At 70.4% G+C, this 23,882-nt stretch carries 27 protein-coding genes and 2 pseudogenes; 14 read left to right on the top strand and 15 right to left on the bottom strand.

The genetic code is table 11. The features are described from left to right. Positions 1 to 13: 13 nt before the first annotated feature. On the bottom strand, positions 14 to 262 hold the full coding sequence (locus ACZ7J0_RS25215; RefSeq protein ID WP_470890927.1) for a hypothetical protein: 249 nt from the start codon (positions 260 to 262) through the stop codon (positions 14 to 16). Between the two features lie 223 nt (positions 263 to 485). Between ACZ7J0_RS25215 and ACZ7J0_RS25210 the strand changes: the two genes are divergently transcribed. Beyond that, positions 486 to 1,244: a hypothetical protein gene (locus ACZ7J0_RS25210; RefSeq protein ID WP_470890925.1), complete on the top strand. Its 759-nt coding sequence runs from the start codon at positions 486 to 488 to the stop codon at positions 1,242 to 1,244. A gap of 66 nt (positions 1,245 to 1,310) precedes the next feature. On the opposite strand, the gene ACZ7J0_RS25205 is transcribed toward ACZ7J0_RS25210, so the two are convergent. Further along, positions 1,311 to 1,748: a hypothetical protein gene (locus tag ACZ7J0_RS25205; RefSeq protein WP_470890923.1), complete on the bottom strand. Its 438-nt coding sequence runs from the start codon at positions 1,746 to 1,748 to the stop codon at positions 1,311 to 1,313. An 88-nt stretch (positions 1,749 to 1,836) separates the two neighbouring features. Here ACZ7J0_RS25205 and ACZ7J0_RS25200 point away from each other — a divergent pair, with 88 nt between their 5' ends. Further along, positions 1,837 to 2,523, top strand: coding sequence for a helix-turn-helix transcriptional regulator (locus ACZ7J0_RS25200; RefSeq protein ID WP_470891130.1), 687 nt, complete (start codon positions 1,837 to 1,839; stop codon positions 2,521 to 2,523). A gap of 4 nt (positions 2,524 to 2,527) precedes the next feature. Here ACZ7J0_RS25200 and ACZ7J0_RS25195 read toward each other — a convergent pair whose 3' ends face one another. The 4 genes from ACZ7J0_RS25195 to ACZ7J0_RS25180 all read right to left on the bottom strand — a co-directional run bounded on the left by ACZ7J0_RS25195 (position 2,528) and on the right by ACZ7J0_RS25180 (position 4,363). Continuing rightward, the gene (locus ACZ7J0_RS25195; RefSeq protein ID WP_470890921.1) at positions 2,528 to 2,701 is read right to left on the bottom strand and encodes a hypothetical protein; all 174 of its coding nucleotides are present in this window, start codon (positions 2,699 to 2,701) and stop codon (positions 2,528 to 2,530) included. A gap of 42 nt (positions 2,702 to 2,743) precedes the next feature. Beyond that, positions 2,744 to 3,100, bottom strand: a complete 357-nt coding sequence (locus tag ACZ7J0_RS25190; protein WP_470890919.1) for a PRC-barrel domain-containing protein — start codon at positions 3,098 to 3,100, stop codon at positions 2,744 to 2,746. Positions 3,101 to 3,196: 96 nt separating this feature from the next. Continuing rightward, positions 3,197 to 3,616, bottom strand: a complete 420-nt coding sequence (locus ACZ7J0_RS25185) for a TOBE domain-containing protein (protein WP_470890917.1) — start codon at positions 3,614 to 3,616, stop codon at positions 3,197 to 3,199. Positions 3,617 to 3,859: 243 nt separating this feature from the next. Further along, entirely contained in the window at positions 3,860 to 4,363 is a 504-nt protein-coding gene (locus ACZ7J0_RS25180) for an Asp23/Gls24 family envelope stress response protein (protein ID WP_470890915.1), read from the bottom strand. 175 nt (positions 4,364 to 4,538) lie between these two features. Here ACZ7J0_RS25180 and ACZ7J0_RS25175 point away from each other — a divergent pair, with 175 nt between their 5' ends. Continuing rightward, positions 4,539 to 4,919: a nuclear transport factor 2 family protein gene (locus ACZ7J0_RS25175; protein WP_470890913.1), complete on the top strand. Its 381-nt coding sequence runs from the start codon at positions 4,539 to 4,541 to the stop codon at positions 4,917 to 4,919. Positions 4,920 to 4,922: 3 nt separating this feature from the next. Here the strand turns inward: ACZ7J0_RS25175 and ACZ7J0_RS25170 are convergent, their stop codons facing one another. After that, positions 4,923 to 5,372: a hypothetical protein gene (locus ACZ7J0_RS25170; RefSeq protein WP_470890911.1), complete on the bottom strand. Its 450-nt coding sequence runs from the start codon at positions 5,370 to 5,372 to the stop codon at positions 4,923 to 4,925. Positions 5,373 to 5,622: 250 nt separating this feature from the next. On the opposite strand from ACZ7J0_RS25170, the pseudogene ACZ7J0_RS25165 reads away from it, so the two are divergent. The 4 genes and pseudogenes from ACZ7J0_RS25165 to ACZ7J0_RS25150 form a co-directional block, all read left to right on the top strand. Further along, a pseudogene (locus tag ACZ7J0_RS25165) lies at positions 5,623 to 6,660 on the top strand (type III polyketide synthase); the annotation flags it as partial. Continuing rightward, positions 6,643 to 8,106 (top strand): cytochrome P450, encoded by a 1,464-nt coding sequence (locus ACZ7J0_RS25160; RefSeq protein ID WP_470891128.1) that lies wholly within the window; start codon positions 6,643 to 6,645, stop codon positions 8,104 to 8,106. The pseudogene ACZ7J0_RS25165 and the gene ACZ7J0_RS25160, both read left to right, overlap by 18 nt. Before the next feature lie 77 nt (positions 8,107 to 8,183). Further along, a complete protein-coding gene (locus ACZ7J0_RS25155) occupies positions 8,184 to 8,750 on the top strand; it encodes a cupin domain-containing protein (RefSeq protein WP_470891126.1) in 567 nt (188 codons plus the stop codon). After that, positions 8,747 to 10,093: a cytochrome P450 gene (locus ACZ7J0_RS25150; RefSeq protein WP_470890909.1), complete on the top strand. Its 1,347-nt coding sequence runs from the start codon at positions 8,747 to 8,749 to the stop codon at positions 10,091 to 10,093. Before ACZ7J0_RS25155 ends, ACZ7J0_RS25150 begins: the two co-directional genes overlap by 4 nt. Positions 10,094 to 10,279: 186 nt before the next feature. Here the strand turns inward: ACZ7J0_RS25150 and ACZ7J0_RS25145 are convergent, their stop codons facing one another. Both ACZ7J0_RS25145 and ACZ7J0_RS25140 read right to left on the bottom strand, forming a co-directional pair. Further along, positions 10,280 to 10,858, bottom strand: coding sequence for a hypothetical protein (locus ACZ7J0_RS25145; RefSeq protein ID WP_470890907.1), 579 nt, complete (start codon positions 10,856 to 10,858; stop codon positions 10,280 to 10,282). A gap of 88 nt (positions 10,859 to 10,946) precedes the next feature. Then, positions 10,947 to 11,546, bottom strand: coding sequence for a TetR/AcrR family transcriptional regulator (locus ACZ7J0_RS25140; RefSeq protein WP_470890905.1), 600 nt, complete (start codon positions 11,544 to 11,546; stop codon positions 10,947 to 10,949). 68 nt (positions 11,547 to 11,614) lie between these two features. Between ACZ7J0_RS25140 and ACZ7J0_RS25135 the strand changes: the two are divergent. Beyond that, positions 11,615 to 12,443, top strand: a pseudogene (locus ACZ7J0_RS25135) (class I SAM-dependent methyltransferase). 36 nt (positions 12,444 to 12,479) lie between these two features. Here the strand turns inward: ACZ7J0_RS25135 and pip are convergent. Further along, on the bottom strand, positions 12,480 to 13,451 hold the full coding sequence (gene pip, locus ACZ7J0_RS25130) for a prolyl aminopeptidase (RefSeq protein WP_470890903.1): 972 nt from the start codon (positions 13,449 to 13,451) through the stop codon (positions 12,480 to 12,482). Between the two features lie 97 nt (positions 13,452 to 13,548). Beyond that, positions 13,549 to 13,746 carry a nucleotidyltransferase domain-containing protein gene (locus ACZ7J0_RS25125; RefSeq protein WP_470890901.1) on the bottom strand — a complete coding sequence of 66 codons (198 nt, stop codon included), beginning with the start codon at positions 13,744 to 13,746 and terminating at the stop codon, positions 13,549 to 13,551. A gap of 443 nt (positions 13,747 to 14,189) precedes the next feature. Here ACZ7J0_RS25125 and ACZ7J0_RS25120 point away from each other — a divergent pair, with 443 nt between their 5' ends. After that, complete coding sequence (locus ACZ7J0_RS25120) at positions 14,190 to 15,107, top strand: hypothetical protein (protein ID WP_470890899.1); 918 nt, start codon at positions 14,190 to 14,192, stop codon at positions 15,105 to 15,107. A gap of 274 nt (positions 15,108 to 15,381) precedes the next feature. Here ACZ7J0_RS25120 and ACZ7J0_RS25115 read toward each other — a convergent pair whose 3' ends face one another. Beyond that, complete coding sequence (locus tag ACZ7J0_RS25115) at positions 15,382 to 16,236, bottom strand: alpha/beta fold hydrolase (RefSeq protein WP_470890897.1); 855 nt, start codon at positions 16,234 to 16,236, stop codon at positions 15,382 to 15,384. Positions 16,237 to 16,422: 186 nt separating this feature from the next. Between ACZ7J0_RS25115 and ACZ7J0_RS25110 the strand changes: the two genes are divergently transcribed. Then, complete coding sequence (locus ACZ7J0_RS25110; protein ID WP_470890895.1) at positions 16,423 to 18,159, top strand: immunity 49 family protein; 1,737 nt, start codon at positions 16,423 to 16,425, stop codon at positions 18,157 to 18,159. Between the two features lie 259 nt (positions 18,160 to 18,418). Further along, on the top strand, positions 18,419 to 18,901 hold the full coding sequence (locus ACZ7J0_RS25105; RefSeq protein WP_470890893.1) for a cupin domain-containing protein: 483 nt from the start codon (positions 18,419 to 18,421) through the stop codon (positions 18,899 to 18,901). On the opposite strand, the gene pdxR is transcribed toward ACZ7J0_RS25105, so the two are convergent. After that, positions 18,898 to 20,316: a MocR-like pyridoxine biosynthesis transcription factor PdxR gene (gene pdxR, locus ACZ7J0_RS25100; RefSeq protein WP_470890891.1), complete on the bottom strand. Its 1,419-nt coding sequence runs from the start codon at positions 20,314 to 20,316 to the stop codon at positions 18,898 to 18,900. The two genes, ACZ7J0_RS25105 and pdxR, sit on opposite strands and share 4 nt — an antisense overlap. Before the next feature lie 163 nt (positions 20,317 to 20,479). On the opposite strand from pdxR, the gene ACZ7J0_RS25095 reads away from it, so the two are divergent. Then, entirely contained in the window at positions 20,480 to 21,235 is a 756-nt protein-coding gene (locus tag ACZ7J0_RS25095) for a metallophosphoesterase (RefSeq protein WP_470890889.1), read from the top strand. Positions 21,236 to 21,390: 155 nt separating this feature from the next. On the opposite strand, the gene ACZ7J0_RS25090 is transcribed toward ACZ7J0_RS25095, so the two are convergent. Both ACZ7J0_RS25090 and ACZ7J0_RS25085 read right to left on the bottom strand, forming a co-directional pair. Further along, on the bottom strand, positions 21,391 to 22,023 hold the full coding sequence (locus ACZ7J0_RS25090; protein WP_470890887.1) for a DUF305 domain-containing protein: 633 nt from the start codon (positions 22,021 to 22,023) through the stop codon (positions 21,391 to 21,393). A gap of 122 nt (positions 22,024 to 22,145) precedes the next feature. After that, entirely contained in the window at positions 22,146 to 22,622 is a 477-nt protein-coding gene (locus ACZ7J0_RS25085; RefSeq protein ID WP_470890885.1) for a DUF6153 family protein, read from the bottom strand. Positions 22,623 to 22,770: 148 nt separating this feature from the next. On the opposite strand from ACZ7J0_RS25085, the gene ACZ7J0_RS25080 reads away from it, so the two are divergent. Together ACZ7J0_RS25080 and ACZ7J0_RS25075 are read left to right on the top strand one after the other, a co-directional pair. Beyond that, positions 22,771 to 23,331 (top strand): GNAT family N-acetyltransferase, encoded by a 561-nt coding sequence (locus ACZ7J0_RS25080; protein WP_470890883.1) that lies wholly within the window; start codon positions 22,771 to 22,773, stop codon positions 23,329 to 23,331. Between the two features lie 146 nt (positions 23,332 to 23,477). Continuing rightward, positions 23,478 to 23,870, top strand: coding sequence for a hypothetical protein (locus ACZ7J0_RS25075; RefSeq protein ID WP_470890881.1), 393 nt, complete (start codon positions 23,478 to 23,480; stop codon positions 23,868 to 23,870). The last annotated feature ends 12 nt before the right edge of the window (positions 23,871 to 23,882 follow it).

Here is a 23,882-nt window from a genome sequence, read left to right as displayed (position 1 = left end):
GCGGCTGCACGCGTCACGGGATGTCCGTGTCCGACGGCTCGGCCTCGTAGGAATGCGGGGCGTCGACGTGCCATTCGATCGATCCCGTGTCACCGAAGACCGCCTCGTCCGCGTCCTCCACCCCGGCCCGGCGCAAGAGCTCGACGACATCGGCATCGGTGAGTGCCACGCCGAGCACGACGTCCCGCTCCTCGACGCGGAGGGTGACCTGGCGGCCGCCGGCGGGCCGCGTCGGGTGGACGACGATGGGCGCATGGCGCATGCCTCCAGCGTCCCCCAGAGCCCGCGCACTCGCACCGCGCGGCACGCCGCTCCGGTCGCAGCGGTCGCTCGCGTGTCAGGCATTGCGGCTGAAGCATCCCCGCGCTCCGCTCGCTCGTCCGCCGGCCGCTGTGACGGCTGTGGCTGATACGACTGACGCGTCCTGGCACGGATGGCGCCCGGAGGGCGGTCGGTACGCCCGGAGACCCGGCAGACTGGGGCGGATGGACGACTACCGCCCCGCGCACCGCGACCCCGACCCCGACCCCGACCCCGCCCCCGCCCCCGCCCCCGGACGGTACGGGCGTCTGCGCGTGCGGACCTCGGATCTCAGCCCCGCCCGCTGGCTGACCGAACGAGCGCCGGGATACGGCGAGTTCGGAACCGTGGCGGGTGTCGCCGCACCCGGGTACGCGGCCTACGCCCGGGTGCTGCATCCGCCGACGCTGAACGAGCGAGCGGTGCGGTGGTCGGCCGTGGGAGCCGCGTACGGGCGCGAGGTGACGCCCGGCACGGCTTGGCACGATCTGATCGGAATGGATCTCGACTACCTCAACGCCGAGGAGTACGGCCTGCCTGGCGTCTGGGACGAGCATCCGGCTCAGGGGCCCACCCCACCCGATGTCGCCCGAGCGCTGGTTCCCCTCCTGGCCCGCCACACCCGGACGCCCGAGCACTGCTGGTTCGGCCTGTGGAACGGCTACGGCCGCCGGGACTTCGACTGGGCCCCGTCCTTCGAAACTCCCGAGCGTGACGAGGTACTGCTCGCCGGCGCACTCGCCGACGCCCTCTCACCCGTGTCCCAGGACGAGTTCGCCGAGCTCCCCGACCTGTGGTGGCCCGATGACCGCGCTTGGTGCCTGGGCGGTGACGTGGACCTGGTCAGCACGTATGTCGGTGGGCCCGAGGCGCTGATCTCCGAACTCCTGTCCGTCCCGGAGGTCGAGGCGCACCGGGTGTCGCCACGCGACCCGGTCGCCTGACGCCGCTCCCGTGTCATGGCGCCAGGAGGCGGGGGGCCCGAACGCACCCCGCCTCGTCGCGGCCTTTCAGCGTGGCCGTCCGCTCCGGTGGTAGCGCTGCCCGAGCCTGGCGAGGGCCACCGCGGCGAGCAGGAGCCCGAAGTCGCGCAGCGCGATGTCGTAGTACCCGGGGATGGTCAGCAGGTTGACGATGATGCCGGCGAGCCATCCGGCCACCAGCCAGCCCCCGAAGCGCGGCGCGACGGCGACGGCGAGGCCCGCGACGATCTCGATGACGCCGACGGCGTACATGGCCGCCTGGGCGCTCCCTGGAACGATGTCGTCGACCCACGGCGCGAGGTAGGTGGGCCAGTCGACGAGCAGGTTGGCGAATTTATCCAGGCCGAACAGGATCGGCGCGACGGTGAACCCGATGCGCAGGATGACGAAGGCCTGGTAGCCGGGGTCATGGAGCGCGGCCCGCCCTTGGGCGGGGGACGTGGTGGTTGTGGTGCCGGACGACATGACGCACCTCTCTTCTTCTAAAAACAACTCTCACTAACTATAGAAGCGCGTGCGTTCTCTTTAGTCAATGGCCATGGGTTTTACACTGGTGTTCGTGGACCACCCGAAGGAAGCACCCGCCGCGGACGTCTCCGCCCTCTCGGCCGTCGCCGCTCTCGATGAGCCGACCCGCAGAAGGCTCTACGAGCACGTGGCGCGCCAGCCCCACCCGGTCAGCCGGGACGAAGCGGCCGCCGCCCTTGGCCTGGCCCGGCAGACCGCGGCGTTCCACCTGGACCGTCTGGCGGATGAATCCCTGCTCGACGTCGTCTACGAGCGGCGCAGCGGCCGGACCGGGCCGGGCGCGGGCAGGCCGGCCAAGCTCTACCGACGCTCGGCCCGGCAGATTTCGGTCACCCTGCCGGAACGGCGCTACGAACTGGCCGGGCGGCTGTTCGCCCAGGCCATGGAGGAATCAGAGGCGACCGGCGAGCCGGTACGCAGCGTGCTGCACAAGAAGGCCCGCGATCTCGGCAGACAGCTGGGCGAGCAGCCCAGCGCAGGGGCCTTCGACCTCCTGGAGCGGTACGGGTTCGAGCCGCGCCGCGACGGCGACGCCCTGGTCCTGGGGAACTGCCCCTTCCACGTACTGGCGCGCGAGCACACCGAGACGGTGTGCGGCATGAACCTTCACTTGATGCGGGGCGTACTCGAGGGGCTGGGCGAGAGCGGACTCGAGGCGCGCCTCGCGCCCAGCCCCGACCGGTGTTGCGTGCTTCTGCAGCCGGCCGCCTGACCCGTCAGCGGGCGCGGCGGTGGTGCCGTCCGCCGCGCCGGAACCGCAGCAACGCGTAGACGAGGTCGACGACCAGAACGGCAATGCCGATGATCAGAAGATAGAACAAGCCTTCGACGGTTGCCCCGATGATTCCCAGGACGAGCGCCGCGATGATCAGGAGCAGGAACACACTCATCCGTCCTCCTTGGGTGCGCAGGTCAGCGCCTTCTTGCGCGCGTCAGCGGCGCGCGAGGCGCCGCTCACCGCCGGCGCCGGGCTGGTAGTCGATTTCGTAGTGCGCGAAGACGGCGTGCTCCTCCTCGACAGGCAGTTCGCCGTCGGTGTCGATGGAGGGGGCGTCCCTGACCTGGTTCTTGGGGTAGGTGACCTTGACGTATGCGGGGCCGACGGTCGCGCCGGTGAGCGGGACGAACACCAGGCGGCGCCGGGTGGGCATGCCGACCGTGACGGTCGCGAAGAACGGCTGGTCCGTGGCTGTGTCCACGTAGACGGACTCGAGAGTGCCGATCTTGTGGCCGCCCGGGTCGACCACGTCGTGGGTGCGCCACTCACGAATATCGCCCGCTTCGAACATCGCTGACCTCCAACGGCTGGGTGCCCTTCCATCCTGCCTCTCATGCGGGATTCCGTCGGAAAGGCGCGAGCCGCCATGCCGACGGCGAGGACGGATTCAGTGGGAGGCGAGGGAGATCTCGGTCGACTTGATCAGCGCGACGACGGAGGACCCGGCGGCCAGCCCGAGAGCGTCAACGGCGTCCTTGGTGACGGCGGCGGTCAGCTCGCCCCCCTCGACCGCCACCTTGACCGAACCCATGGCACCACCGGTGGCGACATCGGTGACCGTGCCCGGGATCTGGTTACGGATGGAGATGCCCTCCACCGGGCCGGTCGCGAGGGCCACGTCGGTGGACTTCACGAGGGCCTTGACGGCGGTTCCCTCTGCCAAGCCGAGATCCTTCACCGCGTCGGCGGTGATCGCGGCGGTGATGTCATGGCCGCCGGCCAGGCGGACCTTCACGGTCGCCATGGCCTCCCCGGCCGTGACGGACGTGATCGTGCCGGGAATCTGATTGCGGATGCTCAGGCTCACTGGAGAAACGCCTCACAACGTAGGCCAGAGCCGACCTGACGGTCGGCGCCCGCGGTACCTCGGCGACGGACGTGGAAAGCCAACCACGCGGAGCCGCCCAGGACCGCGACGAACCCACCGCAGATCGTCAGGACCGCCAGGAAGTCACCCTTGCGTCGAGCCCACGAAGGCAGAGGATTCGGCGGCAGCGCGCCACCGTCAGCGGTCGAGAGACCGTCGGGGCACGGCCGGTCGTCGCCGCGGCTACGCGACCCTCCGCTGCTCGGTGCTTTCCTCTTCCTCTCCGAGGAACTCTCCCGGGACGTCCACATCGGTCACCGCGAGGTTCACCTCGACGACCTCCAAGCCCGTCATCCGCTCTATGGCCGTGATCACGCTCTCCCGTACATCACCCGCGACCTCGATGATCGAGACGCCGTAGTCGACCGCGATCTCCACGTCGACGGCGGCCTGCACCTCGCCGACCTCGACCTTCACCCCGGTGGTGACGGACTTGCCGCCGCCTCCGGGGACCCGCTCCCGCACGGCGCCCACACCACGGGCGAGCCCGCCACCCACGGCGTGAACGCCCGGCACGTCCCTGGTCGCCATCCCGGCGATCTTGGCCACCACGCCCTCGGCGATCACGGTCCGCCCCCGTGATGTGGGTCCACCGCCCGACCGGCCGCCCGGGGCGGCCCCGTCACGTCGGTCCGAAGGCACTGTCCGAAGGGTCTCGGGCCGATCCGCCTGTCCACTCTCGCTCATCGCCACTTCGCCCCTTCCGTGGGAAGCCGGACCATCCCTTCCACCGTACGTACGGTCGGGGCTGACCGCTCCCGGGCGACGGGGCCGCCCTGTGCCACGGGCCGGCGGTCCGGTCACGGCGGCGTACACGCGCGGTGCCACGGCGCCGTGCCGTCCCCCTATTACGGTGACCGCCATGACCGATGCTGAGAAGAACAAGGCCACTGTGACGGCCTTCTACGACCTGATGTTCAACCAGTGCCGCCCGGCGGAAGCCATCGAGAAGTACACCGGCGACACCTACATCCAGCACAACCCGCACGTCGGGGACGGCAAGCAGGCGTTCATCGACTACTTCGAGCGCATGGCCGCCGAGTACCCGGGCAAGCGCGTCGAGTTCAAGCGCGTCATCGCCGAGGGCAACCACGTGGTGCTGCACTGCCATCAGGTCTGGCCCGATGAGGAATACGCGGGAATCGACATCTTCCGCCTCGACGACGACGGAGGGATCGTCGAGCACTGGGACGTCCTTCAGGCCATCGGGCCCACGTCCAAGAACGACAACACGATGTTCTGACGCTCACAGGCCGAACAGCACTCCGCGCCAGGTCCATCCCGCGTCCAGGACCGCTCTCTGCAAAGAGTTTCGCATGTCGCGCGAGTCGACGCGGTGCGTCTCGACCATGCGCCGGCGGCCGTCGGGCCCCCGCTCGTAGGTCCACTCCCGGGACACCGTGCTCGCGCGCCCGCGGCCGTACTCCCCCGACCGCGCGTCCCACTGCTCGTCGAGCGCTCGCACCTCGCGGTTCGCTGGGACCAGGCGCATGCGGGTCTTGAGCGTCAGCCTCAGCTCCTGGATCCGCCACTCCGCCACGAGGTCGGCACGTTCCTTCGGGGTGCCGTTGCGCACGACGTACGGCACCTCCCGCCCGTTGATCGCGAGCAGCGCGGCCCGGACCTCCGCGGTGGACAGCGGTACGACGCCACCGTCGGGGTACTTCGTGCCGGTCAGTCTGTCGAAAATGCCCATTCGATCATCCTACGGACAGCTTGTCTCGCCGCACGCGTGGCCGAGCTGCCCGGGGGCAGGCGCGGCGCGAGATCGCCTGAGACCGGCGCGTGCGGCAGGGAGTTGACGGGTGACACTTTTGTGTACAGCTCGACACTTCAGCGCGGATTCCCGCCCAACCGTCTGCGACGATCTTGGGCGGCTGCTCAGCGGCCCACCCGTCCGAGTCACGAGGAACCGGGTGTAGTCCAACGCATCCGGGATCCCCACCATGGCCGTCTTGTGCCGACCTGCCGTCGCCGTACCCGAGCACGTGATCACTTCCGAGCAGACCCTGCGGCTCGTGCGCACCGTCCACCACAGCCATCCCCAATTGGCGCTCGCACTGCGCCTGATCGAGAACACCGGAGTCCACAAGCGCCATCTGGTGCAGCCGCTCGAAGACACCCTGCGCCACCCGGGGTTCGAGGCACGGAACACGCTCTACGAGGCCGAGGCCAAGGCGCGTGTCCCCCATGTGGTGGAGCGGGCGCTGGAGTTCGCCGAAGTGACGGCGGAGGACATCGACCTGATCGTCTATGTGTCGTGCACGGGGTTCATGATGCCGTCGCTCACCGCGTGGATGATCAACACCATGGGGTTCCGGCCGGACACCCGTCAGGTGCCGATCGCCCAGTTGGGGTGTGCCGCCGGTGGCGCGGCGATCAACCGCGCGCACGACTTCTGCAGGGCCTATCCGGGCTCCAACGTACTGATCGTGGCCTGCGAATTCTGTTCCCTGAGCTATCAGCCGACCGATCTCGGCGTCGGCACACTGCTGTCCAACGGCCTGTTCGGCGACGCGGTCGCCGCGGTTGTGGTCAGGGGTGAGGGCGGGACGGGGATCCGGCTGGAGCTCAACCGCTCCCATCTGGTGCCGGGGACGGAGGACTGGATCGCGTACGCGGTGCGCGACACCGGTTTCCACTTCCTCCTCGACAAGCGGGTGCCGGGCACCATGGAGGCGCTGGCGCCCGTGCTCGCCGATGCCGCCCGGCAGCACGGCTGGAGCGCTGCGGGGCTCGACTTCTACATCGTCCATGCCGGCGGGCCACGGATTCTCGATGACCTGTGCGCCTTCCTCGGCGTTCCGCACGAGGCGTTCCGGTTCAGCCGGGCCACGCTCACGGAGTACGGAAACGTCGCCAGCGTCGTCGTACTGGACGCCTTGGCGCGGCTGTTCGACGAGGGCGGTGTCGAGGAAGGGGCCAAGGGGCTCATCGCCGGGTTCGGGCCGGGCATCACCGCGGAGATGGCGCTCGGCCGCTGGGCGCGCTCGGGCGAGCCCGCGCTGGCCGGGGCCCCGGCACGCACTGCCCACGGCACCGAGGCGGTGGCGCCGGTCATCCCCCGGAGTCGGCGGGACGAGGCATTGGCCACTGCGTCGGCGAATGCGACCGCCACCGCCACCGCCACCGCCACCGCCACCGCGACCGCGACCGCGACTGAAACGGCCGGGCCGGCTGCCGTGACCGCCGCCGTGACCGCCGCTGTGAGCGCCACCGTGCTGAAGCAGGCGCCCAGTGAGCCGGAGGTCCACTTCTGGAGGCCGCCGGATCTGCCGGGACTGACCTTCGACCCGCTGCTCGCCCGCCTCCTGCACGAGGAGCCGGTTGCCCGGGTGAGGCTTCCCCACGGTGACGGCCACGCATGGCTGGTGACCCGCTACGAGGATGTTCGGTTCGTCTCCCTGGACCCCCGGTTCAGCCGCCGGGCCGTCGTCGGGCGGCCCGTCACACGGCTCGCGCCCCACTTCATCCCCATGGACGGGGCGGTCGGGTTCGCCGATCCACCGGACCACACACGGATGCGGCGCGTGGTGGCCCGGGCGTTCACCTCCCGCTCGCTGCGCGTCCTGCGCGGGCACGCCGAAGAGGTGGTGGACGGACTGCTCGGCCGTATGGAAGAACGGGGCGGCCCGCTCGACCTGATGGCTCACCTCCACAGGCCCTTCCCCCTCGCCATGGTGTGCGCGCTCATGGGAGTGCCCGAAGAGGATCAGACGCGTATGGGGCACTGGACCGACACGATCCTGTCGGCGGCGCACGGCCGGGAGGCCAGCGAGGCCGCCAAGGCGGAGATGGCGGCCTCCTTCCGTGATCTGCTGGCGCGGCGCAGGGTCGAGCCGCGGGAGGATCTCGCCGGTGCGCTGGCGGACGCCGTCGACAGTGGTGTGCTGGACGCGGACGAAGCCGTCGGGCTCGCCGTACTGGTCCAGATCGGCGGCGCGCACGCCGTCCGGAACAACAGCGCCAACATGGTGTACGCCCTCCTGACCCGTCCCGCGCATCTCGCCCGGCTGCGGGCCGAGCCGGGGCTCGTCCCGCAGGCGGTGGAGGAGCTGTTGCGCTACATCCCGCACCGCAACGCCGTGGGCCTGTCCCGCATCGCCCTGGAGGACGTCGAAGTGGGAGGGGTACTGATCCCCGCGGGCGAGGCGGTCTACGTCTCGTATCTCACCGCCAACCGCGACCCGAAGGTCTTCGCCGATCCGGAACGGCTCGACTTCGACCGCGTCCACAATCCGCACGTCGCCTTCGGCTACGGCCCTCACTACTGCCCGGCCGCCACGCTGGCCCGGATGGAGTCCGAGGTCCTGCTCCGCTCGCTGTGGGACCGCTTCCCTCGTCTGCGCCTCGCCGTGCCGGAGAGCGAACTCCCATGGGAGCGGGGGGCTTTGATCCGCGGCCCCAGGCAGCTGCCGGTGACCTGGTGACCATGGACAACGACTTCGACCGCGTCCCCCGATCCCGGCCCGAGGAGGCAGCCGTGCACAAGTCCGAGACCGGTGGCATGGAGGGTCTGGTGGTGCCGCCCGGCGGCGGCCGCACCATCAGGACCGCCGCCCAGCAGGTGACGTTCAAGGTCACCGGCACGCACAGCTCGTTCGCGTCCACCTTCGAAGTGGTCGTCCCACCGGGCTTCGACGTCGGGGCCCATGCGCACGCCCGCAGCGAAGAGCTGTTCTACGTCCTCGAAGGCGAACTCGACGTCATGGCCTTCGAGCCGAAGGTCCGCACCCGCGACGACTGGCGTCAGTGGGAATCCCGCTCCGGCCGCCGCCACGTCCGCGCGACGGCCGGCACCATGTTGCTCGTACCCCGCGGGTGCCCCCACGCGTTCGCCAACCCGACCGGCCGTCCCGCCAGAATGCTGCTCCAGTCGGCCCCGCCTCCGGACCACGAGCGCTATTTCGAAGAGCTGCTCGATCTGCTCGACGGTGGCGGCGACGTCGATCAGGCAGCCGTGGAAAAGCTCCGGAGCCGTTACGACATCGAGCAGCTGACCCCGCTGCGGCACTGCCCACCCGACCCCTCCGCAGCCGCAACGGCGACGGTGCCACGAAAGGTCACGTTGTGAACGAGGTCGTACGAAGCAGCGCGGGAGACACCGGACGCACAGAAACCGTGGCGCTGCCGGGCATGCGTGCCGGGGACGGGGAAGCGGGACGTACGCCCTGCGCCTGCGCGGCGGGCCCGGCGACCGACGCGGCGAAACCGCACTCCTGCGAGAGGCCCATCGTCCACTTCTGGCCGATGGACCACCTCGACGCGCTCGACTTCGATCCCCTGCTCCACCGGCTGCTGAGGGACGAGCCCGTGGCCCGTGTCCGTATGCGATTCGGAGAAGGACACGCCTGGTTGGTCACCCGCTACGACGACGTCAAGGAGGTCACCTCGGATTCGCGCTTCAGCCGGGCGCTCACCGTCGACCGGCCCGTGACGAGCATGACCCCGCACAATGTCGCCCCCGCCCGCGGCATCGGCCGCACCGACGCACCCGACCACACGAGGCTGCGACGCCTGGTGGCCCACGCCTTCAACCGCAAGCGCACGGCGGCCCTGGCGCTCCGGACCGAGACGATCGCCGAAGAGCTCATCGACATGATGATGCGTCAGGGCGCACCCGCCGACCTTGCGCGCTACGTGACCGGTCCGCTGCCCGAGCGAGTCATCGGCACGCTCCTCGGTGTACCGGAGACCGACCTCGACCGGCTCCAGGCGTGGCGCCGCGTCATCCTGTCGACGGACCACTCCCTACAGGAGAGCACCACGGTCAAGTCGGAGATCGCCGCCTACTTTCGCCACTTGGCCGATCACCGGCTCGAGAGTCCCGGCGACGACCTGTTCAGCGAGCTGTCCGCCGCTCAGGCTCGAGGTGCGTTGAGCCGGCCGGAGCTCATCTCCCTGGCGGTGATGATCGTGCTCAACGCCCTGGACCAAGTGCGCAATCAGAGCACGACCATGGTCTACACCCTGCTCACGCACCAGGAGCAACTGGCGAAACTCCGCTCACGTCCCGAGCTGCTCCCGACGGCCATCGAGGAACTCCTCCGGTTCATCCCTCAGCGCAACGGTGTTGGTATGCCACGCATCGCCACCACAGACGTCACCGTGGGCGATGTGGTCATCCGTGCCGGGGAAGCCGTCTACGTCTCCTACCTGGCCGCCAACCGTGACCCCGGCGTCTTCGCCGGCCCCGACCGCTTGGACCTGACACGTGACGAGGCGCCGAACCTGGCTTTCGGTCACGGCCCGCACTACTGCCTCGGCGCCGCACTCACCCGCATGCAATGTCACACCATCCTGTCCACCCTGCTGCGCAAGGCTCCCGGTCTGCGCTTGGCGGTCCCACCCGAGGAGGTGCGCTGGCGTCGCGGCACGATCAACCGCGGCCCGGAGACGCTGCCCCTCGCCTGGTGACCCTGAAGGTGCGCGGGGTCGACGTGGAACGGGGACCCGTCGTGCGCCGAGACGGTGGGCGCGGTCGGCTGCCTCGGCTTCGGTCAACGGTCCGGTCCGGGCGCGCTTGGTAGTAGAGGGAAAGGCTCATGCGCCGAGCGTAGGGGCGGGGTCGGACAACGCTTCTGCGGGAGGAATCACGCGACATCAGGGCATCTGAGCACCATCGCGAGCCGCTGACCCCCGTGTCCGCCCAGTGTCCATGCCTTGTGGAGTCGCGCCGAGCTCATGCCGCATCGCCGTTCTCATGGCCCTCAGCTTGGCCCAGATCTCTTCCTGCTCCGTGGCTGCGGCGTCCAGCGATTCCCCCGGCCCGGGGTCATTGCGTTCAAGACGCTTGAGGTGGCCGTAGACATCATTCAGGGCCCGGTTGACGACACTCGCCCGTGTGAGCACCTCATCGGAGGCGATCATCTGCGCTTCGGAGTACCGATCGCGATGCGCCTTCTTCGCCTCTTCGAGGTCCGCTCTGTTGGAGTCGTCCACGGCACGCTCCCGTATGACGTGCAAGTAGCGATTGAGGGCCGTGGTGAACTGACGGGCATCACGGTTGAGTTCCGTGTAGCAGGTGCGGCGAAGCGCGTGGTTCTCCCGAACCTCCTCGAGGCTACGAAGAAGCTCGATCTCCCGGCGCTTCGCGCGTTCAGAGCCACGCAGGGTGAGGAGGGAGCCCCCCAGAGTTCCAGCGACGCCTGCTACCGCGATGATCACTGAGCCGAGTTCCACGGCCACGCTCCTTTAGGTCTCTTGGGATTTTCGACTCGGCGCGACGATCGTTCGACGGCGCTTGCTCGCCCGCTACCGCCGGGCCGCCTCACGACCCGGAATCCCGCACCACGCCGGCGATGACCGTGGCGACGACCTTGTGGACGGCTCCGGCCTCCGGCGGGGTGCCCTTCCGGTCGGCGAACAGGAGATGGCCCGTGCCGATCAGTGTCGGGGCGAGGGTGTCGACGTCGACGTCGGGGGCGAGACGGCCCAGGTCCCGTTCGGCGGTGAGGTAGGAGGCGATCATGGCCGTCGCCTCCGTCAGGAGCGGGATGCCGTGCGGTGTGGTCCGGCGCAACCGGGCGCGAAGGGCGTCCCGCGAGGTGACGAGGCCGACGATCGCCACGCCGACCGACTCGAAGAGGGTCGTCAGCGCCTCGGTGAGATGGTCGGCGGGGGTGCCGGTCCCGGCGGCGGCGCGCAGGGTGGCGGCCTGGTTGTCGAGCCGGGCGACGCGGTCCCGTACGAGCTCCGCGAGGAAGGCGTCGAAGTCGGCGAAGTGGCGGTGCAGGACGCCTTTGGCGCAGCCGGCCTCCGTGGTGACCGCCCGGCTGGTGAGGGCGTTCGGGCCGTCGCGGAGCAGGACGCGTTCGGCGGCGTCGAAGAGTTGCTCACGGACGTCACGGATGGCCACCCCTGTCGGCATCGTGCCCCCTTCTGCCCTTGTGGGCCTGTCCGGTGACGAGTGGACGAGCGCCCACCAATAGTGGGCACATGCCCACTGTACCGCCGGAGCGAGCGCTCCCCTCACACCACGAGAGCCATCAACACCGGGACGCGGCAGAGTCGTTCGGCTCGGACGCCGCGCGGTACGACCGGGCCAGACCGCGCTACCCGGACGCCAGGGTGCGCCGGATCGTCGAGGCCGGCCCCGGCCCCGACGTCCTCGACGTCGGCTGCGGGACCGGTATCGCCGCCCGGCAGTTCCGGACGGCCGGCTGCGAGGTGCTCGGAGTCGAGCCCGACGCGCGGATGGCCGAGTGGGCTCGGCAGTTCGGGGTCGATGTCGACGAAGCGACATTCGAAGCCTGGTAACCCTCGGGCCGGACCTTCGATCTGGTCGTCGCCGGCCAGGCCCGGCATTGGATAGACCCGGTGGAGGGAGCGGCCAAGGCCGCGGGGGCGCTTCGCCCCGGAGGCCGGTTCGCGGCGTTCTGGAACGTGTTCCAACTTCCGCCCGACCTCGCGGAAGCCTTCGCCACGGCCTACGCGCGGATCACGCCCGACTCGCCCCTGAGCCCCGACATGGTGAAGAAGCCGGCCCTGGACGGCTATCAGGTGCTGTTCACCAGGACGACGGAGGGGCTCCGGGAATCCGGCGGGTTCAGATCCCGAGCAGTGGCGATTCGACTGGGAGTGGTCCTACACGCGGCAGGCGTGGCTGGACCAGATGCCCACCCATGGCGCCCTCACTCGGCTCCCGCCGGACAAGCTGGAGGAGATCCTGGCAGGCGTCGGGTCCGCCATCGACGCGATGGGCGGCAGCTTCACGATGCGCCATGCGACGGTCGTCGTCACCGCGACGCGAACCGGGATCGCGTGACGACGTCTTGACGCGGTCCGAGAACGCCGGCGTCACTCACTCGCCGCGAGCACTCGCCGCGAATCGGTCGAGGGCTTGGAGCACATGGCCCCGCGTCGCCGCGCCGCCGAGATGGCCCGCATCCTCGACGACCTTCAACTCGGCGTCGGACCAGGCACGTTGCAGCTCCCACGCGGTGTCGAGCGGGCCGCCCATGTCGAGTCGGCCGTGGACCAGGACGCCTGGGATGCCGGCCAGCCGCCCGGCTTCCCGGAGCAGTACGCCTTCGTCCAGCCACGCGCCGTGGGAGAAGTAGTGGGAGCAGATGCGCACCAGCGCGAGTCGAGCGGTCGGCGGGCGGTCGCCGTACGGGTTGGACGTACCTTTCGTCTCCCCGGACAGAACCGTGTCCTCCCAAGCGCACCAGTCGGTTGTGGCCTTCTCCCGCACCTCGGGATCGGGGTGCTCCATCAGCCGGGCGTACGCCGCGACGACGTCACCGTCGCGCGGAGTGCCCGGGGCGCCCGCGAGGAAGCGTTCCCACTGTTCGGGGAAGAAGCGGCCGACGCCTCGGTAGAGCCAGTCGATCTCCGTGCGGCGGGTGGTGGTGACGCTGGAGATGACGATCTCGGACACGCGCTCAGGGTGCTGTTCCGCGTAGGCCAGGAGCAGCGTGGAGCCCCAGGACCCGCCGTACAGCAGCCAGCGGTCGATGCCCAGGTGTTCCCTCAGCCGCTCCATGTCGGCGATGAGGTGGTGGGTGGTGTTGAGCCGCATGTCGGTGGAGGGGTCGCCGGCGTGCGGTGTGCTGCGGCCGCAGCCGCGCTGGTCGAACAGGACGATCCGGTACCGCTCCGGGTCGAAGTACTGCCGGACGCCCGTGCCGCACCCGGAACCCGGCCCGCCGTGGACGACGAGCGCCGGCTTGCCGTCGGGGTTGCCGCAGACCTCCCAGTACACGAGGTTGCCGTCGCCGACGTCGAGCATCCCCTTCTCGTACGGCTCGATCGGTGGGTAAAGCTCGGCCATGTCCACATCTCCTCACCCCGGGGCGGCAATTGCGTCGAGTTGCGTCAGCGTCCGGCCGGTGGCGACCGAGTCGATGACACCGTGCCAGGCCATGCGGTTAACCCCCGCGAAGAGGCCCGTCGGCGAGGTCGAGGATCCGTTCCGCCAGGCGCCCCTCGAACCGGAGAGTCTCCCGGCAGGTCTCGTCCCCGTCCTCGATGAGCACGGCAAGATCGAGATCACTGCTCGCGGTCGCCCGCCCCGAGGCGGTGGAGCCGGCCAGGGACCACGGCGAGCGTCTCGGGGAAACGGGCACGCGCGAGGCGTCACGCCGCGGCGACCGGTCCCGGATCCATGCGGGTCAGGATGTCATGATCACCCCCGCGGCAGCGAACCGCTTTTCGGCATCCACGACCCTGACCCCTACAGGCCCGTGACGGTCGGCGGGGCGGAGCCAGTGAGCGGTTCTTCAGGGCGCCCTTCCGCTGCCCCGGCTGGACGCGGCGGGGGGCCGATGCGTGATGATGTGCCCCGAGCCAGTGGGTAGTTGATCCGAAGTAGCCGGTTGGGGGCACTGCTCATGAACGATGCGGTCGAGTTGGCGGACACGCTCGCGCCGTTGCGTCAGGAACTGAGCCGCGCCATGTCGGACGGTGAGGACTCGACGCCGCGCTGGTCCTCGGAGCGATTAGCGAATGGACGGTCTGGCACGGCTCGGTGCTTGCCGTGATCTCGATACACCTGACACTGGAGGAACAGTTGACTGACGACCGTGCGCGTCTCGCCCACCTCATCGGCTTCGGCCACGCCCGCTTGAGCGGAGGCCCGCTGGGGGACGCGGTCGACCTGTTCACCGAGCTGGCCGAGCGCCTCGACGACCGCCGCGCGCTGCAGAACGCCATGTTCGGTCTGGGTGACGCCCACCGTCAGCTGGGCAGCCTCGACGCCGCCGTGGGCCCGCTGGCCCGGGCGGGCGACCTGGCCCATGAGAACGGCGACGCCGAAGCCGAGGCGCATGCCGTCCTGAGCCTCAGCCTTGCCCAGAGCACGCTGGGAGACGGGGCGGCGGCTCTCGCCGGTGCTGATCGGCTGAGCGCGGTCGCCGCCGCGTCGGGGGACCTGCTCACCGAGGCCCGTTCGTGGAACGCCCGCTTCACGGCCCTGCTGACCATGGGCCGCTGGGAGGAGACCATCGCGGCCGGTGACAGGGCCGTTCTCGCCTACCAGGACGCCGGGATCAAGGAAGCGACGGACTACGCGCTGAACGCCAAGGGCGTGTCCCTGCTCGCCCTCGGACGGGTCGCGGACGCGCTGACGTCGCTGGAGGCCGCGCTCCAAGCGGCGTCGACGATGGAGAATCCGCGCACCGAGGGAGTCTGTCTCTACAACATCGCGTGGACGCACTGGGTCGAGGGCCGGTACGGACAGGCAGCCGAGACCGCCGAGCGCTCCGCCGCGTCCCTGAACCTCGCCGGGGCCGGGGAAGCCGCCGCGGCGGAGGCGCTCGCCGAAGCGGCCCGCGCCCTGGCGGTGCCCGACGCCCGGGCCGCCGACGGGCAGGCGGCCGTGGCAGCGGGCGCACTGGCCCGGGCCGCCGAGGGCGTCGGCCGCAATGTCGAGATGGTCCGGCCGTCGTGGCTCCTCGAGGAGGCGGAGCGGCTGCGCGGAGGGGCCTGAGGACCGAGGAGGGCGCCCGGTGGCCGGCCGGACGCCGGGACCGGGAAACGGGGAGGCATGTGCGGTGGGCGTCCTGGAACGCTCCGGAGTGCGGGCGTGGCTGCGTCCGTTCGTGGCCGAGGCTCGCCCACCTGCTTCTGCGGAGCGTGGGTGAGCTACTGCGCGAAGACCGTCGGCGCGGCTGGGGCGTGACGCGGCGGCATAGTGCCGCCGTCGATCAGACCCCAGCCGGCCCGCCTTCCCTCTCTGACGAGCGGCGGCGTGAGGAGCCGGGTCAGGGGAAGCGCGGGCAACCGAGGAACTCCGCGGTGGCCGTCACGAACCGGTCGGCGTCGTCGAGCCACGGAAAGTGTCCGGCCCCGGGTTGAACGACGAGCTGGGCGTGCGGAAAGAGCCCGGCGAGCTCCGCCACCGCGCTGGGAGGGGAATTGAGATCGACCTCCCCGGCGAGGAGCAGCACGGGCTGATCGAACCGTGCGAGTGCCGCGCGCGTGGCATCCGGGTCGAAGGCACCCTCCGCACCGAAAACAGCCGCTGCTTCCTTGTTTCGCTGCCCGTCCTCCGCAGCCCGGTGGGCCCGTGCCGCCTCGTCCCAGCGGCCGTAGTAGAACGGCGCGATCTCCTGCCAGGAGTCGGCGGTCGCCTTGCCGGCGACGATCGCTTCCAGGCCGGCGAACGCGGCCGGGAACCACGGCTCGTCCCGGCGCAGCCGAGCCGTCTCGCGCCGGACGTCCCCGGCGATCGCGATACCGGCGGCCATGGTGCTCGGACTGATCAGGGCGAGCCTGCTCACCCGCCGCGGGTGACGCTCGACATAGCGCGCGGCCAGATTCGCGCCGGCGGAGTGTGCCAGCAGATCCAGCCGGTCGAGGCCCAGATGGACGCGCAGGGCCTCCACATCGTCGACGAGTCGGTCACAGCGGTACGAGGCAGGGTCCTCGGGCGTCTCCGATCGGCCGGTTCCCCGAAGGTCCAGCGTGATCAGCTGTCGGTGCGCGGAGAGGCCGCCGAGGTCTCCGAGATAGACGGAGTCCTGCATCGGGCCTCCGGGAAGGCAGACCACCGGAAGGCCCTCACCCGACAGGTGAGCGGCGAGCTTGGTTCCGTCGGGCGCGGAGAAGAAAGGCATGGCCGGAACCCTCTCACCGACTTTCGGACAGAGCAACCGAGTAGTCCGCAGCGCACCCGGCCGTCCACCCGCCCGGGCTGAGGCGGGGCCCCCGTGACTCCTCGACCACGGGCCCGTCCTGGCACCGGAGTGATCCGACCGCCCCCGTCCGCAACGGGCCGGGCTCGACTTCGTAGAGTTACCGGGGTGACCCAACACCACGCGTTCGACGCCCACTTGCCCATGCTCACCGTGCCCCAGGCCTCACACCTGCGGAGTCTGGCCGCCGATTACCTCTCCACACGGCACGGCGTGCACGTGACGGTCGAAGGAGATGCTGTCGAGCACAACGGCCGCCGCAGTCCGCTCACGAACGTGGCGCAGCGGTGCCGGACGGTGGCCGAGGAGCACTGGCCGAGGATGGTCCACGAACACTTCGCCCGTTTGGAGACCGCGTCCCAGGGCGCTGAGGGGGCGGAGGAGCTGCTGCGGCAGACGTATCTGCGCCTCCTGCCCGCCGACGCCCTTCCCGCCGACGCCGCGGACGGATTCCGCTATGTGCGTCCGGCGGCCGAAGGGCTGATCGCGGCTCTGGCGCTCGACGCGCCGAGCTCCGTACGGATCCTGACCGACCATGACATGGCACTCGCCGGCGTGGACGCAGTGTGGGCGGCGGGCCGGGCAAACCTGCTTCGCGAACCGGTGGAGCATGCGGAGGTGAGCGGGCCGTCGGGAGCGCTCTTGCAGTCGATCAGCGGCGAGTCCCACTTCGTGTCGAGCAAGGCGCTCGTACTGCCCGAGCTGTCCCGGGCCGTCACCGGGCGGGAGCTGCCGGAGGCCGGAGCCCTCGTTGTCGTCCCGACCCGGCATCTGCTGGCGTTCCACCCGATCGTCGACGGAACCGTGGTGGACGCGGTCAACGACCTGGGCGCGTACGCCCTCGGCGCATATCAGGACGGACCCGGCTCGCTCTCGCCAGGGCTGTACTGGTGGCACCAGGGACGCCTGGTGTCCCTCACGCACATCGACCACGAGAGCCGCTCCATGTCCGTGGTGGTTCCTCCGGAGTTGATGGAACTGATGAAGAGCCTGCGCGACCGGGACGACGCCGGGAGCCCGGAGACCGATGTGCCGGGCGTGGCCGATGTCGACCGACTCGCCCACGCGGTGGAGGAGTTCGTCGCGCGCATCGCAGAGGATCCGAGCGCCTTCGGCGGTGGTTTCGGGGCCGCCGTCGCACACGCACACGAGCGCTGCGGCGAAGACCCCGACGCGGGGGCCCTGGAGACGTGGGAGGCCTGGGTCACGGCCATGCAGATCGGCAGCGCGATGTTCGCCACCACGCTCACCCGGGGAGGGACCGTGGAGTGCCGCGTGGGTGACCGCGTACTGGCCCTGCCCGCCACCGGCCCCGCGCCCTACGCCGACGCCCGTGCCTGGCTCGACGCCTTCTGGCTCGCCCTCGTCTGCAGGGAACACGACCGGCTCACGCGTCTGTGCCAGGTCCCGCTGGACGACCTGCGCCGTGTCGGCCCTGCGGACGACTACCTCTTCCACTGGATCGACACCCTGCAGAGCTACTGGCTGAGGGTCCCCATGGACGACATCGTCCCCAAACTGGTCGCCGCCATGAACACGTCCCATCCGGACGTCGCGACCCGCACCTCGAGCGACTTCCTGAACCTGGTCGACTACCAGCCCATCGCTCTCTTCCACCGCATCCTCACGAACGACCACGACGCCTTCGCCCAGGCCCTCACCGAGGCGCTCGCCCACCACGAGCGGTACTGGAACGGCTCGGGCGACCCCCGCGGCCGGGTGGCGCTGGGGCCCCTCGCGATGGCGTGTCTCGCCCACGACGGGGGCTTCCCCATCGACACCGCGTCGCCGTTCCTGCCCACGTACCTCCTCAACCGCGCATGGTTCGGTGAGTTCGCCACCTGAGCCGGCCCTGCGTCCTGCACGCCGCGGAGGGGGCCCGTCCGACGGCAGGCCCTCGCGTGCTCAGCCCCGGCGGTGAGGTCCCGCTCCTCGACAGGGGGCCTTCCGCCGGGGATGCAGCTTGGGCGTCCGCGCGTCACAGTAGGAGCGTGGGGTGTGCCCCCGCGAGGCGGGCGCGCCTTCCGGAAACGAATCCGCCTTGCCGAGAGCAAGCGAGGGCTCGCGCACTCTGCCCGGAGCCCGAAAGGCGGTGTGGGCAGTGGTGGTACACCGGATTCTGGGACCTCAGGACGGCGAGCTGTACCAGCCGGATCAGGCCTGCGGAGACCGCTTCCTGATCAACAGCGGCGACTGGGGCGGCCGCTTCGCGCTCGTCGAGCATCGGCTCCCCCCACGGGTGCTCGCCGCCCCTGTCCACAAGCACACCCGCGAGGACGAGTTCAGTTTCATTCTCGAAGGGACCGTCGGCGCCAGGTTCGGCGGTAAGGACGTGGTGGCCAGACCGGGTGACCTGGTCTTCAAGCCGCGCGGCGAGTGGCACACCTTCTGGAACGCGGGCGAGGAACCGGCGCGGTTGCTGGAGATCATCTCGCCCGGGGGCCTGGAGGAGCTGTTCCGGTGGCTCGACCAGCTCACGGAGGAACTGAGCCCCTCGCAGCTGGAGGAGAAGGTGGGGCCCTACGGTTGCCTGGCCGACATGAAGGCCACGATGGCGCTGGTCAACGAGCAGGGGCTCGTGTTCTAGGCGTCGCCGACGCGCTTCTGTCCGGCCGGCGTCAGAGCCGTGTGCAAGGCGTCGAGGGCGGCCGGGTACGCACCCTCGGAGGGCGCGGCGAAGCCGATCATCAGGCCTTGGGGGCGTCCGGCGGGGTCGTGGTGAAGTTCCGTCAGGCCGCGCAGGGCGAGACCCCGGCCTGCGGCGTCGGCCAGGATCCGGTGTTCGGCGGGGTGGTCGTCGGCGAGTGTGACGAGTACGTGGAGTCCGGCGGGAACGCCGTGCGGGGTGAGGCCGGGGGCGGCGGGGAGGCGGTCGAGGAGCAGCTGACGGCGCCGGCGGTACCGCAGACGCGAGGAGCGGATGTGGCGGTCGTAGGCGTGGGTGGCGATCAGGTCCGCGAGGACGAGCTGCGCCAGTGTGTCGCCGTAGAGGTCGGCCTCGTGCTTGGCCCGCACGAGAGGACGTACGAGGTCCGGGGGCAGGACCATCCACGCGAGCCGCAGAGCGGGACCGAGCGTCTTGGAAGCGGTGCCGCAGTACACGACGTGTTCGGGCGCGGTGCCCTGGAGAGCGCCGACGGGTTGGCGGTCGTAACGGAACTCGCCGTCGTAGTCGTCCTCGACGATCAGGCCACCCGTGGAATGCGCCCACGCGTGCGCTGCCTGACGGCGCCGCGGATGCAGGGGGACCCCGGTCGGGTACTGATGGGCGGGGGTGAGAAAGACCGCGCCCGTGCGGCTGGTCAGTGCCTCCACGCGGGCACCGTGCGCGTCGACGGGTACGGGAAGGGTACTGAATCCGGCGCGTTGGAGGACTTCACGGTAGAGGTCGTGGCCCGGGTCCTCCGTCGCGACGGTGCCGACGCCGCGCTCCGACAGGACGCGACCGAGCAGGTTCACGCCCTGGTAGTAGCCGGCGGTGATCACGATGCGGTCCGGGGTGGCGAGTACACCGCGCGTACGGCCGAGGTACTCGGCGAGGGCGGTGCGCAGTTCGATGTGGCCCTGAGGATCCCCGGAGCCGAACACCTCGGGACGCGCACGGTTGAGGACCCGCCGGGTGGCGGAGAGCCAGGCACGGGTGGGAAAGGCGCTGATGTCCGGAAGACCCGGGCGCAGATCGTGGAGGGGCGGTACCGAAGTGGCCCCGGGGCTCGTGGCCTTGGCGCCGTGGGGCGGCGTGCCGGCCACGGTGGTGCCGGATCCGGGGCGTGAAGTGAGATACCCCTCCGCGACCAGCTGGTCGTACGCGGCGGTGACCGTTCCCCGTGAGAGCCCGAGGTCCCGGGCCAGGCCACGGGTGGACGGCAGGCGTGCTCCGGAGGCCAGATGGCCTTCCTGCACCGCGCGCCGCAGGGCGGACTCCAGGCCGGCGCGCCGACCGGCCGCCGGGTCCAGCTCGATATGGAGATCCACTCGCGAACTGGACCAATGATTCTGCATAGATGTGGATCTTAACGATGGTCCTGTCGCGCTCATAGGTTCGTGACCGGCATCGACGCGCGCGACCTCACGTCCGGGCCCCTGCGGTCTGTCCGTCTGCGTGGCCCGCGCCTTCGCACCCTCGCACCTTCGCGCCACACGGCGAGAGGAAAGGACTCCAACGGTGATCGTCATCGCTCACATCAGCGACCTCCACATCGACGGCGGGCAGCGCAGCGGCGACCGGACCCGTGTGGTCATGGACTATCTGAACGCACTCCCCTGGGACCTGGATGCCGTCCTGGTGACGGGCGACATCGCCGATCACGGACTGGCGGCCGAGTACGAGCGGGCCCGAAGACTGTTGACGTCCCGCCATCCGACGCTGGTCTGTCCCGGCAACCACGACGAACGCTCCGCGTTCCGGCGCGTACTGCTCGGCTTCGCGGAATCAGCGACTCCGATCAACCAGGTGCACCGCCGTGACGGGGTCACCATCGCCCTGTGCGACTCCTCGGTCCCGGGCAAGGACGAGGGCTACCTCGATGACGAGACGCTTGCCTGGCTGGACGGCGTTCTCTCCGAGACCCCTCGGGAGGTGCCTGTCCTGGTCGGGTTTCACCACCCGCCCGTCCTGCTGCACGACCCGTTCATCGACGGCCTGCGCCAGTTCGGCGAACAGCGCCTGGCGGAAATGGTTGAGTGCCACCCCCACGTCGCGGCCTTCCTCTGCGGCCACGCGCACACCTCCGCCGCGACGACCTTCGCGGGCCGTCCCCTGCTCGTGGCCCCCGGAGTGGCCTCCACGCTCCGTCTGCCGTGGGAACACCGGGCCCACCCCGAGGACCATGTGTACCTGGAGCAGCCGCCCGCTCTCGCCTTCCACGTCCTGGAGGACGGGGGGCGGCTGACCACTCATTACCGGGGCCTGAGCGTCTGACCAGGGGGACATCACCCGTGGTACCGAGAAGGCGGTCGCACCCCGGTGAAGGCCGCCGCGCCGGTGACGAAGCGGGCGGGGACATGGGCGGACCCCCTCGGAGTCCACCCATGTCCCGGTCGGCCGGCCCGGTCAGTTCCTGCCGAGCAGCGCGTTCACTTGCCGAGCAGCTTCCGCATACGCGTGATCTCGGCGGTCTGGGACGTGATGATCGCCTCGGCCGTGGCCTTGGCGGGCTTGTACGAACCCGCGGACTGCTCGGTCCCGGCCATCTCCACCGCCCCCTCATGGTGCTTGATCATCATTTCCATGAAGGCGGTGTCGAACGCCTTGCCCGAGGACTTCTCCAGCTTGTCCATCTCCTCGCCGGTCATCATCCCGCCACCCATGCCGTGACCGAAGTGGTCCATCGCCCCCGCGGCGGGCACCTCCTCGCCCCAGGACTCCAGCCATCCCGACATCATCTTGATCTCCGGGTCCTGTGCCTTCTTGATCTCGGCGGCGAGCTTCTTCACCTCGGCGGACTGCGCCCGGGTGGTGGCGAGATCGGCCATCTCCACGGCCTGCCGGTGATGGGGGATCATTCCCTGGGCGAAGGCGATGTCGGCGTCGTTGTGCTGCCCCCGCACAGTCGGGGACGAGGCGGGCGCGCTCGGCCGGCCGGTGGTGTGGCCGCCGTGTCCGGCGGAACCATCCCCGCCCGAGCCGCAGGCGGCCAACACCAGAGCGGCGGCACCCGCGGCGGCGACGGTGACAGTACGGCGGACGAGGGAACGCTTGCTGTTCATGGTTCGTGCGACTCCTTGCTGCGCAGCCCTTCGAGGGCATGCGTCGAGTACGGAAAGTGGGCGTGCCGAAGCGCGCGGCACCGCTCACCGGCCACGCCGGAGAGAGGCGCCGTACGGCCGCTCTATATCCGCAGGAGTTGCAGCTCGGACAGGTCGGGAGGCGCCCGGCCGCGCGCGACGGCCCCCGGCATGCCACCGGGCAGCGCCACGACGCCGGCGGCGTCCCTCAGGGCGGCGGTCAGCGCGGGCGGGGCGTACGGGGAACCGACCCCGGCCGCGACGCACGCCCCGTCCGCGTGATCGAGGTGCTCGTCCGACCGACCGGTCATGTGCGAGCAGGCATCGCCCGCTCGATGAACGGCAGCCGCCCGGACTTCGGCCGGCCGAGGCAGTGCTCGATGGAGTACTTCCCGCTGGAGAGCTTCCGGATGGAGTACTCCCGGCTGGAGCGCTGACATGCCGTGCCCGGCATCCGCGTGCATCGTCGACGCCCCGGGCGCCAGCGCGTGCATACCCAACACGCCTGCCAGCACGGCCAGTACGAGCAACAGCAGGCCACGCCCGGCGGGGCGGCGGCTCACCATGGCGCTGCTGGTCATGCGCACATCGTACGGGCCACCAGGAAGCCGACCGGCGTGGGTGGGGGGCGTGGCGCATGAGTCTGAGGGCAGTCGCCCGCGACACCGCCCGTGAGAAGATCCATTCCCCGTGTGGCCGATCCGACATGGACGAACATGGAAGGTGACGATGTACGCGATATCCCTGGGTGACGACGGCGCTGAGCTGCGCCCCCTCGAACCGTGGCAGGCGGAGGACTTCCTGGCCCACGTGGACCGAGGGCGGGAGTTCATCGGGCAGCACAACGGGCTGCCCGACGTCGTGACGGACCTGGAGTCGAGCCGGGCCTTCCTGCAGGCGTACGCGGACAGGACCGCAGCGGACACCGGACGGCTCTACGGCATCTGGACGGACGGCGAACTGGTCGGCGCGGTCCTCTTCCGAAAGCTGGACGTCGCTCAGGGCACCGCCGAGGCGGGCTGCTGGCTCGAGCCGTCGGCGGTGGGCAGGGGGCTGGTGACCCGGGCCGTGCGCGCGATCATCGACTGGGCCGTGGAGGAGCGGGGCATCCACCGCGTGGAGTGGTGGGTCTCGGTGGGCAATGAGCCCAGCATCGCCGTGGCCCGGCGGCTCGGGATGACCAAGGACGGCGTCCTTCGCGAGAGTTATCTGTACCGGGGCAAGCGTCACGACGAGGAGATCTGGTCGGTGCTCGCCCCGGACTGGCGGGCCGCGAGGCAGGCGTCCTGAGCCCTGGAGGACCGGCGGACTTCCGGCATTTCCGCGGACCCGGCCTCCGGCGGGGCCTCCCCCTCGGGCGGGTCGTCGTCAGCTCCTTCCGCGCCGGCCACCTCCCGCGTGGTCGGCCGGGCCTTCGACGCCTTCTCGAGGGGCAGTTGGAAGCGGGAGTCGACCACGCCGGGTGGCGCGACCGTACGCGGGACGGCCACCGTGACGCCGACGGGGGGAACGGAGGCTTCGGCATCTCCTGGACCGGCGGCGGCGCCCCGGTCAAGTGGAACGGATCCTGGATGCTGCGCGGCGGCCACCTGGTCATCGAGGTCTTGGAGGCCCCCGGAGGCGTGGAGCGGCTGAACGGCGGCGAGGCCCTCACCGTCCCCTCGACAGTCGCTGACGGCGTCTCGCTCTCTCTCCCCTGGAAGCCGCCGGGCGCTCACGACACCGGCGACGGGGAGCAGTTGAAGGTGACCTATCGGAACAACGTGCTGCAGATCGTCCACATCGAATCCAGCGGCAGCAGGTCGGTCCACGTCCCCACCCGGGCGTGATCCGCTACCGCC

The sequence above is a fragment of the Streptomyces sp. NPDC038280 genome (assembly GCF_055600045.1).
Note: the sequence above shows the minus strand (reverse complement) of the source record. Positions and strands in the feature narration are given on the sequence as shown.

Excerpts from the sequence above, each read along its gene's own strand:
- ACZ7J0_RS25215 (WP_470890927.1), bottom strand. The coding sequence starts at position 262 with ATGCGCCATGCGCCCATCGTCGTCCACCCGACGCGGCCCGCCGGCGGC.
- ACZ7J0_RS25210 (WP_470890925.1), top strand. The coding sequence starts at position 486 with ATGGACGACTACCGCCCCGCGCACCGCGACCCCGACCCCGACCCCGAC.
- ACZ7J0_RS25205 (WP_470890923.1), bottom strand. The coding sequence starts at position 1,748 with ATGTCGTCCGGCACCACAACCACCACGTCCCCCGCCCAAGGGCGGGCC.
- ACZ7J0_RS25195 (WP_470890921.1), bottom strand. The coding sequence starts at position 2,701 with ATGAGTGTGTTCCTGCTCCTGATCATCGCGGCGCTCGTCCTGGGAATC.
- ACZ7J0_RS25190 (WP_470890919.1), bottom strand. The coding sequence starts at position 3,100 with ATGTTCGAAGCGGGCGATATTCGTGAGTGGCGCACCCACGACGTGGTC.
- ACZ7J0_RS25180 (WP_470890915.1), bottom strand. The coding sequence starts at position 4,363 with ATGAGCGAGAGTGGACAGGCGGATCGGCCCGAGACCCTTCGGACAGTG.
- ACZ7J0_RS25175 (WP_470890913.1), top strand. The coding sequence starts at position 4,539 with ATGACCGATGCTGAGAAGAACAAGGCCACTGTGACGGCCTTCTACGAC.
- ACZ7J0_RS25170 (WP_470890911.1), bottom strand. The coding sequence starts at position 5,372 with ATGGGCATTTTCGACAGACTGACCGGCACGAAGTACCCCGACGGTGGC.
- ACZ7J0_RS25160 (WP_470891128.1), top strand. The coding sequence starts at position 6,643 with ATGGCGCTCGGCCGCTGGGCGCGCTCGGGCGAGCCCGCGCTGGCCGGG.
- ACZ7J0_RS25155 (WP_470891126.1), top strand. The coding sequence starts at position 8,184 with ATGGAGGGTCTGGTGGTGCCGCCCGGCGGCGGCCGCACCATCAGGACC.
- ACZ7J0_RS25140 (WP_470890905.1), bottom strand. The coding sequence starts at position 11,546 with ATGCCGACAGGGGTGGCCATCCGTGACGTCCGTGAGCAACTCTTCGAC.
- pip (WP_470890903.1), bottom strand. The coding sequence starts at position 13,451 with ATGGCCGAGCTTTACCCACCGATCGAGCCGTACGAGAAGGGGATGCTC.
- ACZ7J0_RS25115 (WP_470890897.1), bottom strand. The coding sequence starts at position 16,236 with ATGCCTTTCTTCTCCGCGCCCGACGGAACCAAGCTCGCCGCTCACCTG.
- pdxR (WP_470890891.1), bottom strand. The coding sequence starts at position 20,316 with ATGCAGAATCATTGGTCCAGTTCGCGAGTGGATCTCCATATCGAGCTG.
- ACZ7J0_RS25090 (WP_470890887.1), bottom strand. The coding sequence starts at position 22,023 with ATGAACAGCAAGCGTTCCCTCGTCCGCCGTACTGTCACCGTCGCCGCC.
- ACZ7J0_RS25085 (WP_470890885.1), bottom strand. The coding sequence starts at position 22,622 with ATGACCAGCAGCGCCATGGTGAGCCGCCGCCCCGCCGGGCGTGGCCTG.
- ACZ7J0_RS25080 (WP_470890883.1), top strand. The coding sequence starts at position 22,771 with ATGTACGCGATATCCCTGGGTGACGACGGCGCTGAGCTGCGCCCCCTC.